We start from the raw sequence: 11,790 nt of genomic DNA, 5'->3' as shown, positions 1-11,790 counted from the left end.
CGCCGATGCCTTGGCCTGGCACACAGAGGGGCTGGACTTCGCCGATTCCCTGCACTTGCTGGCCAGCAGCCATTGCACGGAATTCATGAGCTTCGATGACCGTCAATTCGCGCGCCGTGCCAAAAGTCTTAGTGTTGCACCTGCAGTCGTTGTGCCTGCCAAGTAGCCGCCGTCATGCCGTTACCCATCAACATCAACGACCTTCTGCACGGCAAACCCGTCGAATGGGAACGCCTGGAGTTCAAGGAAGGCTGGAACCCGGAGGCCGTTCTGCATACCCTCTGCGCCTTCGCCAACGACATCCACAACCTGGGTGGCGGTTACATCCTGATCGGTATCGCGGAAAACAATGGGCGTCCGGTTCTGCCTCCGGTGGGTATCAAACCCACGCAAATCGACGCCATCCAGAAGGAACTGCTAAACCTCGGCTTCAATGCCATCGCGCCCTATTACCACCCCATAGCCGTTCCGGTCGAAATCGAAGGACGGCATGTGCTGGTGCTCTGGGCCTTGGGCGGACCGACGCGCCCCTACAAGGCCAAGATCAGCCTGAGCAAGGATAGCAAGGACTACGCTTACTACATCCGCAAGAACTCCAGTACCATTCGCGCCAAGGGGGCCGACGAAACCGAACTCATGTCCCTGGCGGCCACCATTCCTCACGACGACCGCGTCAACCAGCAGGCCAAGGTGGAAAGTCTCTCCCGCGCACTGATGCAGGACTATCTGCAACAGGTGGGCAGCGATCTGGCCAGACAGGCGCCCAATCTTTCGTTGGTCGAACTCGGCCGCCAAATGGGCGTTATCGGCGGCCCGGACGAAGCGCCGTTCCCCCTCAACGTCGGTTTGATGATGTTCAATCCGGAGCCCTGGCGCTTCTTCCCTGTCATGCAGATCGACGTCGTCTGGTTTCCCAAGGAAGGGCCGGGTGGCAACAAATTTTCGGAAAAAATATTCAAAGGCCCGATACCCCGCATGACCCGCGACGCGCTCGATTACATCAAGCGCAACCTGATTACCGAAACCATCATCAAGCATCACGGACGAGCCGAAGCCACCCGCGTCGAAAACTTCCCTTACGACGCTATCGAAGAAGCCGTCGTCAATGCGGTCTATCACCGGGGCTACGACACGCGCGAACCCATCGAGGTCCGTATCGAGCGCAACGAATTATTTGTCATCAGCTATCCGGGGCCGGATCGGTCGGTGCGACTGGAGCAACTCCGCGCCGGTCGCGCCCGGCCACGGCGCTATCGCAACCGGCGCATCGGTGAGTTTCTGAAGGAACTCGAATTCACCGAGGGCCGTTCCACTGGCATCCCCAAAATCATGGAAGCCATGGAGAAAAATGGCTCCCCTCCCGCTGAATTCGAGTTCGACGAAGACCACAGCTACTTCATGGTGCGGCTGCCGATCCACCCGGCGGCGCGGGAAGTGGCGGAGTCACAGGCGGGGGTAAAGTCGACCCAGTCGAGGCCAGAGTCGAGGCCAGAGTGGGGGCCAGAGTCGATCCATTACCGAATTATGGTGGCGATTGCTCGTTTCCCCTTGGGCCGTTCGGGAATTGCGCAGGCATTGGGTCACAAATCTATTTCCGGCGCGGCCAAGCAGGCCATCGCCGATCTCATGGAAGCTGGCCTGATCGAATACACCCTCCCCGACAAGCCCAACAGCCGCCTCCAGAAATATCGCCTGGCACAAGACAAGAAGAACGCTCGATGATCTACCCCAGTATCCGCCCCACCGACCTCTACAATCTCTTCCACACCCGCGACCTCACCCCCGCCCAAGTCGCCAAGGGCAGCAAGAAATCCGCTGAAGAAGGGCCGACACTGATCATCTCGCCCTTGCTGGCGTTGATGGGCAATTTTCTAACCAGAGGACGAACGCCCCCTCGCATCGGGTGCTGGTGACTGTCTAAATCGCACTTTTTACGGAGAACGCGTAATCTACAGCCCAATTAAAGCACAGCCTTGCAAAATGCGGGTATAGAAAAGGGTATGATTCGCGAGTGTTTTATAGTAAAATACATACAAATCAATAGGATAATTTTGTCATGTTGCTCATGATTGATAACTACGACAGCTTCACCTACAACCTGGTGCAATACTTCGGCGAACTGGGGGCGGAAGTGCGGGTCGAGCGCAATGATGCCATCGACGTGGCGGCCATTGAGAAACTGGCACCCAGCCGCATCTGCATTTCGCCCGGCCCCTGTACCCCTAACGAGGCGGGTATCTCTCTGGACGTTATTCATCATTTCGCCGGGAAGATCCCTTTGCTGGGGGTCTGCCTCGGGCATCAGGCCATCGGCCAGGCCTTCGGCGGCAAGGTCGTCCGCGCGGCGCAGGTGATGCACGGCAAAACCTCGCCCATTTTTCACCAGGGCCAGGGGATATTCCGGGATTTGCCGGACCCCTTCGCCGCCACCCGCTATCACTCCCTGATCGTCGAGCGCGACTCACTACCCGAAGCGCTGGAGGTGACGGCCTGGACCGCAGAAGGAGAAATCATGGGTTTGCGCCACCGCAGCCTGGATGTGGAGGGTGTACAGTTTCACCCCGAATCCATTCTCAGCGAGCACGGCAAAATCTTGCTGCAACACTTTCTGCAAGGAGGCGCACGATGATCGTCCGGGACATACTGGAGCAAATCGTCGCGGGGCAGGACCTGTCGCGCAAAGAGGCACAAACGGTCTTCGCCGGCATCATGGCCGGGGACTGGACGCCCGCACAAATCGGCGCCTTGCTCATGGGCCTGCGCATGAAAGGGCAGCGAGTCGAGGAACTGGTGGGTGCCACCCAGGCCTTGCGCGCCTGCATGACGCGGGTACAGGTCTCCACCGATCACCTGCTGGATACCTGTGGCACTGGCGGCGATGCCCTGAGCACCTTCAACATATCGACGGTGTCTGCCGTGGTGGCGGCGGCTGGCGGGGCACGGGTGGCCAAGCACGGCAACCGTTCCATGGTCAGCCGCAGCGGCAGCGCCGATGTGCTGGAAGCCGCGGGTTTGCCCATGGACATGAGCCCTGAAGACGTCGCCAAAAGCATTGAGCGCATCGGCATCGGCTTTCTTTTTGCTCCAGCCCACCATGGCGCCATGCGTTACGCCGCCGGTCCGCGCAAGGAACTCGCCATCCGCTCCATCTTCAACCTCATGGGACCACTGAGCAATCCGGCGGGGGCGCCGCATCAGGTGCTCGGCGTTTATGCCGAGCGCTGGCTGATCCCTCTGGCGGAGGCTGCGCGGGAACTGGGATCGCGCCATGTCCTGGTGGTCCATGGTCATGACGGTCTGGACGAGATCAGCCTGTCCGGGCCAACGGATGTGGCTGAATTAAAAGACGGCGTGATCAGCCGCAGCCGGATTCAGCCGGAGGATTTCGGGTTGTCGCGAGCACCGCTGTCGACCCTGCAAATCGACAGTGTGGCGGCGGCCCTGGCGGCGGCAGAAGAGGTATTACAGAATCGGCCCGGCCCGCGTCGCGACGTCGTCCTCCTCAATGCCGGAGCCGCACTCTATGCGGCAGGCGTGGTCCCCGATATGGCGGTCGGCGTGGTAGTCGCCCGGGCTGTGCTCCATTCCGGCGCCGCCTGGGACAAGTGGCAGGCATTGCTGGGCAGGACCCCACAGGGATAGGACATGGCCGACATACTTCAAAAGATTATTGCCCGCAAGCGAGCGGAATTAGTAGAGCGCCAGACTCGTCTGGGCCTCCCGGAGTTGCAGGCGGCGGTGGCCCTGGCGGCGCCGCCCCGCGACTTCATCGGCGCCATTCAGGCCAAAATCGCCCGAGGCCAGGCGGCCGTCATTGCCGAGATCAAGAAGGCGTCCCCGTCGGCGGGGGTTATCCGCGAGGACTTCAACCCGGTGACCATTGCCCAGGATTACGCAGCCCATGGGGCGGCCTGCCTATCGGTCCTGACCGATGAACACTACTTTCAGGGTGTTGACCTCTATCTGACTGCCGCCCGCGAGGCCTGCACACTGCCGGTATTGCGCAAGGATTTCTGTATCGACCCCTATCAGGTTTGGGAAGCACGCGCCATCGGGGCCGACGCCATCCTGCTCATCGTCGCGGCCCTCAGCGATGCCGAACTACAGAGCCTGGAAGCCACCGCGCAGGGCCTGGGTATGGCGGTACTGGTAGAGGTGCATGATGGTGCCGAGTTGCGGCGGGCATTAAAATTGCGTACGCCCCTGATCGGCATCAATAACCGGGACCTGCGCCGCTTTGTCACCGAGATTGAAACCACGCTGAAACTGCTGCCGGAGATTCCCGAAGGGCGGATCGTTGTCACCGAAAGTGGCATTCGCCGCAGTGAAGAGGTGGCAACCCTGCGCGCTGCGGGGGTAGCCGCCTTTCTCGTCGGCGAGGCGTTTATGCGCGCCACACAACCAGGAGAGGCCCTGGAACGCCTGTTTTTTGACTAAATGCAGTTTACACGGCTAGTTGATTGTCATTAAATGGGAATCTGTAATTTCCGGGAATAGGGAGTGGTGTGTGAAGGCACGTGTACAGTGGATGGGTCCTGAGCAGATGAGTTTTGTCGCTGAAGCCGATAGCGGTCACGCCCTGGTCATGGACGGTTCCGTCGAGATTGGCGGGCGCAATCTCGGGCCGCGCCCCATGGAACTCCTGTTGATGGGTCTGGGCGGCTGCTCCAGTATTGATGTGGTGATGATCCTCCAGAAGTCCCGGCAAGACGTCCGCGACTGTGTCGTGGAAATAAGTGCCCGGCGCGCGGATCAAGACCCTAAAGTATTCACCGAGATCCATCTGCATTTTATGATATCCGGCAAAGCGCTGGATCCCAAACGGGTAGCCCACGCCATCGGCCTGTCCGCAGAAAAATATTGCTCGGCCAGCATCATGCTGGGCAAAACCGCAGTGGTCACCCATGACTATGAGATTCGAGAAGAATGCTGAGGATGCCGTTATGCTACTGAGTAAAACCAGCGAATATGCCTTACAGGCCCTGATCTATCTCGCCGCACTGCCGCCTCGGGAGCCGGTGCTGAGTCGGGACATATCCGATTATCTGCGCGTTCCCGCCCAGTATCTGGCGAAAATTCTGCAAGATCTGGCGAAGCGCGGGGTGCTCGACTCCTTCAAGGGTCGCGGCGGCGGTTTTGTCCTGCGTCCCGGCGCGGAGCAGATGAACATCCTCGACATAGTCGAGGTCGTAGAAGGCCAGCCCTTTGGTCAGGGCTGCGTACTGGGCCTCAAGACTTGCGCCGATGAAACCGCTTGCCCTGTGCATACTCAGTGGAAGCCACTCAAGGCCGAGGTGGTCGGCCTGCTCGGCAGGCAGACCATTGGCAGCATGGCGGAGGCCGTACGTGCCGGGCGCTATCGCATTCACTTGCCAGGTGGTACGGAATTGAAGATGCGTCCGATCCCGGTATCCGGCAGAAATCTCTCCTAAGCGATTATATCCAGAGCGCTCCCTGGGTCAGGACTTTTGAAAAAATTCCCATAGCCATACGTACTGGCATGGGCAGTTTTTCTGCACCCAGCGCTTCCGCTTTTTCGGCGTGCCCGACTTCGTCGTCCCGCATCTGCGCCACAATGGCGCGGCTGCGCTCATCATCGGCGGGGAGTTCATGCAGATGGCTGTTGAGATGTTCTTCCACCTGATTTTCCACCGCGACGACAAGGCCGAGATTACTGGCCCGACCGCGACGGGCGGCCAGAAAACCCATGCCCCAGCCGGCGCTGTACCAGAGCGGGGCGAGCAGGCTTGGGCGACTGTTGAGTTCCCGCAGGCGGGCTTCACACCAGCGCAGGTGATCTTCCTCCTCGGTGCGGGCCTGCTGCAGTTGCTCACGCAGGGCAGGGTCATCCGTGCCAGTCGCCTGCCCCGTATAAAGGGCCTGCGCCATGATCTCACCCGCATGGTTGACCCGCATCATGCGTCCGGCCCGCTGTCGTTCCCAGGGACGCAGGAGTACGTCGGGAATGTCCCTGGCCGGATACGGTCGATCACTGCCAATCTGCTGTCCGGTCAGGGTACGCAAGGCATTATCGATATTGGCGATGACTTGATCGCTGAGCATGGCATCTCCACACGCTGTCAGTAAGGGCTAATTCAGGTATGATGTCCCTGTATGAAGAGAGGGTCAACGCTTATGGAAGGTGCTTTTTATCAACGGCATATGTTTCTTTGCCTGAACCATCGCGACAATGGCGAGCAGGCCTGCAATAACAGCGGCCTCGCCGAAGAGATGTTTCATGTGGCCAGGAAGCACGCCAAAACCCTCGGTATTCATGGCGAAAAACAGGTTCGGGTGAACCGTTGCGGTTGCCTGGGGCGGTGTAGTGAAGGGCCAGTGGCCGTGGTTTATCCTGACGGCGTCTGGTACACCTATGTAGATGCTGATGATGTGCGCGAAATTGTCGAATCCCACCTGCGTGACGGTCTGCCTGTCGAAAGGCTGCGGATCTGATGCTGCCTATCGACCGGAGTCACCTCTATGATGGCGGCGAACTGGCCAGCCTGGAATGTGTAGGCCAGCGCGTTATCATTCCGGGTCCGGCGGGTCCGCTGGAAGGCATTACCGATTGCCCCGACAAAGAGACGCGCGGCGCGGTGGCGGTCATTCTCCATCCGCACCCCCTTTATGGCGGCACACTCCACAACAAGGTTGTGCATTATCTGAGCAGGACCTGCAACCAATTGGGTATCCCCTCGCTACGTTTCAATTTTCGCGGAGTCGGCGAGAGCGGCGGCGTCTATGACGATGGTCGTGGCGAAACCGAGGATTGCCTGGCGGTGCTCGACTGGGTGCAGGAGCGCCGTCCCGGCTTCGATATCTGGCTGGCCGGATTTTCCTTCGGAGCCTATGTGGCCTATCGCAGCGTGCACCGTCATCCGCGCATCAGCCGTCTGCTGACCGTCGCCCCGCCCGTTAATCTCTTTGATTTCACTGTACTGCCAGCACCTTCCTGTCCGTGGACCCTGATTCAAGGCGAACTGGACGAACTGGTACCCGCCGTGAGCGTAGAAAATTGGGTTGATACCCTGCCCGTTCAGCCCAGGAAAATTTTGCTTCCCGCAGACCACTTCTTTCATGGTCAGTTGAACGCTTTGCAAGCAGCACTGTTGGAATCCCTCAGTGAAGAAGTAAGCGAGATGGGAGTCAGCGGCCCCTGTCGTGAATCCAGCTTTTCTTGAACTGCGGGCGCTGCATAAGCGTTATGGCGGGCGCGAGGTGCTGCGCGGGGTAGACTTCGCCGTTGCCGCCGGGGAGTGCTTCGCCCTGGTCGGTCCCAATGGGGCGGGCAAGAGCACCACGGTGCGGGCAATCCAGGGGCTGACGCCAACCGATGGCGGAGAGATTCACATCGGTGGTCGAGCGCTTGCAGAAATGGGGCGTGCGGCGCGGGCAGACATGGGGGTGGTGCCCCAAACGGATAACCTGGACCCCGATTTTACCGTGCAGGAAAACCTCTGGACCTACGGCCGTTACTTCGGCCTGCCGAAAGCGCTGATCCGCCAGCGCAGTGCCGAGTTGCTGGAGTTTATGGCCCTCAGCGGCTATGCCGCGCAACCGATCCACTCTTTGTCCGGCGGCATGCAACGCCGCCTGACCATCGCCCGCGCCCTGATCAACGCCCCAAAATTGCTGCTGCTGGACGAGCCCACCACCGGACTCGACCCCCAGGCCCGTCATCTCATCTGGCAGCGTCTGCGCGAACTACGGCGGCAGGGCACCACCCTGTTGCTGACCACACACTATATGGACGAAGCGGAGCGTCTGGCAGACCGGGTCGGGATCATCGACCATGGCCGGATTCTGGCGGAAGACAGTCCGCGCGGCCTAATCACCACCCATATCCCCGGGGGCGTCGTCGAATTGCGCCGGGTGGACGGTGAACTGCCGGATCCGCAGGATCTGCATCGTCAGTGGGTGAGTACCAGCGAGCGCGTCGGCGATACCCTGATCTGCTACGGGACGGATCTGAGTCCGCTGCTGGCGCACTTCGCGGAGGATCCGGCCTATCGCTGGATACAGCGCCCCGCCAGCCTAGAGGATGTATTCCTGCGCCTGACGGGACGCGATCTGCGGGAGGAAACCGAATAATGCCGATACGCGACGCCTTGCCGGGGGCCGGGGCGCTGGCCGTCCTGCAGCGCAACTTCGGCGTCTGGCGCAAACTGCTGGTGCCGAGCCTACTCGGCAACTTCGGCGACCCACTTCTTTACCTGCTGGCGCTGGGTTACGGCCTGGGGCACTTCGTCGGACAGATGGACGGAATGCCCTACATCACCTTCATCGCCTCCGGCATCGTCGCCAGCAGCGTGATGAACACCGCCAGCTTCGAGGGCCTGTACTCGGCCTTTACCCGGATGAGCGCCCAGCACACCTACGCAGCGATGCTGGCCACGCCCCTGCGCGTCAGCGACATCCTGGCCGGTGAGGTGGCCTGGTGCGCAGTGAAAGGCTTGATCAGCGCCGTGGCCATCATCATCGTCGCCAGCTTTTTTGGCGCCATACAGGGCCCCTGGGTAATCCTGGCGTTGCCCATCATTCTGCTGGCGGGGCTGAGCTTTGGCGCACTGGCGCTGGTCATGACGGCACTGGCGCGCAGTTATGATTTCTTCATGTATTATTTCACTCTGGCGGTGACGCCGATGTTTCTCTTTTGCGGCGTTTTCTACCCCCTCCATTCGTTGCCGCCCTTCGCTCAGGACATTGCAGAGGTGCTGCCGCTGACCCATGCGGTGGCGCTGCTGCGACCACTGCTGACCGGGCACCCGCCCCATGAGGTGCTGTACCACACGGGCGTGCTGCTGCTCTACACCCTGGTCGCTTACGGGTTTGCGTGGCGCCTGCTCAGTCGCCGGTTGCTGCGCTGACGATAAATGAGCGCGGATTGCCACGGTGCCACCCTTGACAGGCGCACCGGTTAGGGCTTTAATTTGCGCCTCACGGCGCTTTAGCTCAGCTGGTTAGAGCAGCGGAATCATAATCCGCGTGTCCGGGGTTCGAGTCCCTGAAGCGCCACCAAATAAAACAAGCACTTAGGAATATTTCCTAGGTGTTTTTTTTCGCCAAGTTGACTTTTTGCCCAAATTTTGCCCAAGCTATGCCCAAGTACGGCACCCAGAACGAGGGCAAGCATGGCGTCCATCCGACCCAGAAAAGACCGTGACGGCATCGTCATCGGGTATCAGGTCCAGATTCAGCGCAAGGGATATCCACCCCAGACCAAGACCTTTCGCAACAAGGCCGACGCCCAGGCATGGGCCACCATCATCGAGGCTGAGATGGAACGTGGCGCGTGGCGGGATCGTTCGGAAAGTGAGAGCACTACTCTCGATGAAGCCCTGACCCGCTACGCCAGAGAAATCATTCCGACGAAAAAGTCACCACGCCAGGAAAGCAGCATGATGCGCCAGTGGCAGGCCCGTCCCATCGCCCGGATGTTTCTCGCGGCCATTCGTGGCCGGGATCTCGCTGCGGCCGTGCGGGACATGGAAGCCGAGGGGAAATCCTCCAACACCATTCGGTTGCATCTGGCCCTACTCTCGCACCTATTCAATGTGGCCCGCACCGAGTGGGGCATGGAAGCCCTGACGAACCCGGTTGAACTCGTGCGCAAGCCAAAACTGCCTCGTGGTAGGGACCGACGGCTCGTCGGCGATGAGGAAGAACGGCTACTAGCCGCCTGCCGCGCCATGAACCCCGAACTCGCCGCCATTGTCACCATCGCCATCGAAACGGCCATGCGCCAGGGCGAGATCATGGGTTTGACCTGGGATCGGGTCGATTTGGTACGGCGCACGGTAACGCTGGAATACACCAAGAACGGGGAAAAACGCATCGTGCCGTTGACCATCCGAGCGGCCCAGGTATTCCGTGATCTGCCGCGCAATCTGGATGGACGGGTCTGGACTTATACCAGCGAGGGGATGCGGGCCAGCTACAATAAGGCCCTGGCGCATGCGGTAATCAACGATATGACTTTCCACGATCTACGCCACGAGGCCACCAGCCGATTGTTCGAGAAAGGGCTGAACCCCATGCAGGTGGCGGCCATTACCGGGCATAAGAACATGCAAATGCTGAAGCGTTACACGCACCTTAAGGCCGAAGATTTGGTGAAACTCATCGGCTGACCATCCGACAAGACGCGGTGGATCTCGCTGGATGAAGGTATGTGCACCGGGTGTCGCTTCCCTCGACGAGGGCAGACCGCCGGATGCGGATAGACGCACCGGACGGGGACAGCGCGCCGGGATGTGGGCTGCCGCCGGATGGGGACGGGCCGCCCGGGGATGAGGGCTGCCTGGGATGTGGGCGATCCCGCTGAGGGCAGGCCAGCCAGACAAGGCGGGCCGTCCCGATGAGGGCAGGATGCCTCGGACAGGGATGAGCCGCCAGGCGCGAGAGGACCATAACGCTTCCCTCAGGGCGGATCGTCGCAAAAGAAGGGCTATAGCAAGACACGAGGCGCTTTATCTGGCGTTCCGTTCCGTCTCATACCACATTGAAAAATCTAACATAGTCGTCAGCAGAAACCGTCAGGGAAACACCCCCACACTTTCCTACGGGGTTGACCACCATCGATGCTGGGCCGCTTCCCTGCAAGGGGGCGCCCCATCGGTCCTGCTGCCCTGCTGTTCCCGGTAGCCCAAGCGGCCCTCTGGCGGGTTTCTGGCGGGCTTCTAGGGCAGCCCTCTGGTGGGCTGGTGCCACGGAACCGGGGCGGAACCAATGGTTCCGGGGCGGTTCCAGAGCGGTTCCAGAAAAAACACAATACTAACATATGGTTATACATGCTTGGAACCGTGGAACCACTGGAACCATCGATTTTACCTCGTGCGCGGAAATTTTTTTATAGATAAGCCCCGCTGCCCCGTCCTCTTATCTATAAAAATTTTCCACCGTATATGTCATTTTTGCCGGTTCCAGCGGTTCCACGGTTCCAGACGCATGCAACGGATTGAATGAAAACGAGATTTGGTGGAACCGCCCCGGAACCGAAATGGAACCACGGAACCGGGGCGGTTCCACGCGGCCTTGATCACCCGCCGTTCCCGGTAGCCCTCTGGCGTTCCGTTCCGTCATCGGCGCGAACAAAAAAACCCGCCGGGTGGCGGGTCAATACCAGGTGAACTGCGGTGAGTCAGAACGGAACGTCCGGATCGAAAGGCTCGGCGTTAATAAGGTCGGCCCCAAAACCTTTCTTCGGGGTGGGGAACGCAATCACAGACCCGTCACCACCGCGAGGCGCGTCGACCTCGATGTTCAGCGCGGACAGTGGAATCAGCGTACCCTTTCGCTCGTCTTTACCGAACCTTACTTTCTGATTCCTGATCGCCCCCTCGATCTCACGCAGCCCGCCCGTCCAGGCACCGTCCACACGCCACCGCGTGGACTGGAACAGCTTGGCGAGCGACGCATGCCGCGAGGCAATGGCCAGGTAAGTCTTGCCATCATCCTTTTCCCTTACCACCAAGCCAAAATCGGCCAAGGTGCGCGCGTCATCCCCACCAGGGCGTCCCACGGCCGCCTGAATAACACGACCGATACCCATGGTTTCCCTGTTGATGCGTTCATTGCCACGGTCATCGCACTCGTGCCGCTGAACCTCGATCCGCAGCGACAACAGCGTTTCCAGAATCAGGTCGGATTCTCGCGACGCCTCGCGGGCTTCCTGAATCTGGTCCATGATCTTCGGCACCGCCATGTCCAGCAGGCCACGCACTTTGGACACGGGGCAGTCCCGCGCGGTCAGGGCGGCGGCCAGCAGGACCCCGAAGGTGTCCACCTCGC

General features: G+C 60.2%; 14 protein-coding genes and 1 tRNA gene. 13 read left to right on the top strand and 2 right to left on the bottom strand.

Annotated features, from left to right (window positions below):
- The first annotated feature begins 174 nt into the window (after positions 1-174).
- The 7 genes from Q0C48_RS14010 (at position 175) to Q0C48_RS13980 (ending at position 5,432) form a co-directional block, all read left to right on the top strand.
- Positions 175-1,722 (top strand): RNA-binding domain-containing protein, encoded by a 1,548-nt coding sequence (locus tag Q0C48_RS14010; RefSeq protein WP_291525392.1) that lies wholly within the window; start codon positions 175-177, stop codon positions 1,720-1,722.
- On the top strand, positions 1,719-1,913 hold the full coding sequence (locus tag Q0C48_RS14005) for a hypothetical protein (protein ID WP_291525390.1): 195 nt from the start codon (positions 1,719-1,721) through the stop codon (positions 1,911-1,913). The genes Q0C48_RS14010 and Q0C48_RS14005 overlap by 4 nt, the downstream gene beginning before the upstream one ends.
- Before the next feature lie 143 nt (positions 1,914-2,056).
- Positions 2,057-2,629, top strand: a complete 573-nt coding sequence (locus tag Q0C48_RS14000) for an aminodeoxychorismate/anthranilate synthase component II (protein ID WP_291525388.1) — start codon at positions 2,057-2,059, stop codon at positions 2,627-2,629.
- Positions 2,626-3,642 (top strand): anthranilate phosphoribosyltransferase, encoded by a 1,017-nt coding sequence (gene trpD / locus Q0C48_RS13995; RefSeq protein WP_291525386.1) that lies wholly within the window; start codon positions 2,626-2,628, stop codon positions 3,640-3,642. Before Q0C48_RS14000 ends, trpD begins: the two co-directional genes overlap by 4 nt.
- A 3-nt stretch (positions 3,643-3,645) precedes the next feature.
- Entirely contained in the window at positions 3,646-4,437 is a 792-nt protein-coding gene (gene trpC, locus Q0C48_RS13990) for an indole-3-glycerol phosphate synthase TrpC (RefSeq protein WP_291525384.1), read from the top strand.
- Positions 4,438-4,507: 70 nt separating this feature from the next.
- Positions 4,508-4,933 (top strand): OsmC family protein, encoded by a 426-nt coding sequence (locus Q0C48_RS13985; RefSeq protein ID WP_291525382.1) that lies wholly within the window; start codon positions 4,508-4,510, stop codon positions 4,931-4,933.
- 10 nt (positions 4,934-4,943) lie between these two features.
- Positions 4,944-5,432: an Rrf2 family transcriptional regulator gene (locus Q0C48_RS13980; protein ID WP_291525380.1), complete on the top strand. Its 489-nt coding sequence runs from the start codon at positions 4,944-4,946 to the stop codon at positions 5,430-5,432.
- A 4-nt stretch (positions 5,433-5,436) separates the two neighbouring features.
- On the opposite strand, the gene coq7 is transcribed toward Q0C48_RS13980, so the two are convergent.
- Positions 5,437-6,063: a 2-polyprenyl-3-methyl-6-methoxy-1,4-benzoquinone monooxygenase gene (gene coq7, locus Q0C48_RS13975; protein ID WP_291525378.1), complete on the bottom strand. Its 627-nt coding sequence runs from the start codon at positions 6,061-6,063 to the stop codon at positions 5,437-5,439.
- 72 nt (positions 6,064-6,135) lie between these two features.
- Between coq7 and Q0C48_RS13970 the strand changes: the two genes are divergently transcribed.
- The 6 genes from Q0C48_RS13970 (at position 6,136) to Q0C48_RS13945 (ending at position 10,130) form a co-directional block, all read left to right on the top strand.
- Positions 6,136-6,453 carry a (2Fe-2S) ferredoxin domain-containing protein gene (locus Q0C48_RS13970; protein ID WP_291525376.1) on the top strand — a complete coding sequence of 106 codons (318 nt, stop codon included), beginning with the start codon at positions 6,136-6,138 and terminating at the stop codon, positions 6,451-6,453.
- Positions 6,453-7,181 (top strand): alpha/beta hydrolase, encoded by a 729-nt coding sequence (locus tag Q0C48_RS13965; protein WP_291525374.1) that lies wholly within the window; start codon positions 6,453-6,455, stop codon positions 7,179-7,181. Before Q0C48_RS13970 ends, Q0C48_RS13965 begins: the two co-directional genes overlap by 1 nt.
- Positions 7,162-8,091 carry an ATP-binding cassette domain-containing protein gene (locus tag Q0C48_RS13960; protein WP_291525372.1) on the top strand — a complete coding sequence of 310 codons (930 nt, stop codon included), beginning with the start codon at positions 7,162-7,164 and terminating at the stop codon, positions 8,089-8,091. Before Q0C48_RS13965 ends, Q0C48_RS13960 begins: the two co-directional genes overlap by 20 nt.
- Complete coding sequence (locus Q0C48_RS13955) at positions 8,091-8,867, top strand: ABC transporter permease (protein ID WP_291525370.1); 777 nt, start codon at positions 8,091-8,093, stop codon at positions 8,865-8,867. The genes Q0C48_RS13960 and Q0C48_RS13955 overlap by 1 nt, the downstream gene beginning before the upstream one ends.
- Before the next feature lie 74 nt (positions 8,868-8,941).
- Positions 8,942-9,018, top strand: a tRNA-Met gene (locus Q0C48_RS13950).
- Between the two features lie 113 nt (positions 9,019-9,131).
- On the top strand, positions 9,132-10,130 hold the full coding sequence (locus Q0C48_RS13945) for a site-specific integrase (RefSeq protein WP_291525368.1): 999 nt from the start codon (positions 9,132-9,134) through the stop codon (positions 10,128-10,130).
- Between the two features lie 1,010 nt (positions 10,131-11,140).
- On the opposite strand, the gene Q0C48_RS13940 is transcribed toward Q0C48_RS13945, so the two are convergent.
- On the bottom strand, positions 11,141-11,790 hold a 650-nt coding region (locus Q0C48_RS13940), incomplete at its 5' end, for a hypothetical protein (protein ID WP_291525366.1).

This window comes from Acidithiobacillus sp. (assembly GCF_023255755.1).
GTDB lineage: Bacteria > Pseudomonadota > Gammaproteobacteria > Acidithiobacillales > Acidithiobacillaceae > Acidithiobacillus.
This window is presented reverse-complemented; position numbering and strand designations above follow the sequence as displayed.

What these genes read in the sequence shown, in the direction of transcription:
- Q0C48_RS14000 (WP_291525388.1), top strand. Translation starts at nt 2,057, where the DNA reads ATGTTGCTCATGATTGATAACTACGACAGCTTCACCTACAACCTGGTG.
- Q0C48_RS13945 (WP_291525368.1), top strand. Translation starts at nt 9,132, where the DNA reads ATGGCGTCCATCCGACCCAGAAAAGACCGTGACGGCATCGTCATCGGG.
- trpD (WP_291525386.1), top strand. Translation starts at nt 2,626, where the DNA reads ATGATCGTCCGGGACATACTGGAGCAAATCGTCGCGGGGCAGGACCTG.
- Q0C48_RS13965 (WP_291525374.1), top strand. Translation starts at nt 6,453, where the DNA reads ATGCTGCCTATCGACCGGAGTCACCTCTATGATGGCGGCGAACTGGCC.
- coq7 (WP_291525378.1), bottom strand. Translation starts at nt 6,063, where the DNA reads ATGCTCAGCGATCAAGTCATCGCCAATATCGATAATGCCTTGCGTACC.
- Q0C48_RS13970 (WP_291525376.1), top strand. Translation starts at nt 6,136, where the DNA reads ATGGAAGGTGCTTTTTATCAACGGCATATGTTTCTTTGCCTGAACCAT.
- Q0C48_RS14005 (WP_291525390.1), top strand. Translation starts at nt 1,719, where the DNA reads ATGATCTACCCCAGTATCCGCCCCACCGACCTCTACAATCTCTTCCAC.
- Q0C48_RS13980 (WP_291525380.1), top strand. Translation starts at nt 4,944, where the DNA reads ATGCTACTGAGTAAAACCAGCGAATATGCCTTACAGGCCCTGATCTAT.
- Q0C48_RS13955 (WP_291525370.1), top strand. Translation starts at nt 8,091, where the DNA reads ATGCCGATACGCGACGCCTTGCCGGGGGCCGGGGCGCTGGCCGTCCTG.
- Q0C48_RS14010 (WP_291525392.1), top strand. Translation starts at nt 175, where the DNA reads ATGCCGTTACCCATCAACATCAACGACCTTCTGCACGGCAAACCCGTC.
- trpC (WP_291525384.1), top strand. Translation starts at nt 3,646, where the DNA reads ATGGCCGACATACTTCAAAAGATTATTGCCCGCAAGCGAGCGGAATTA.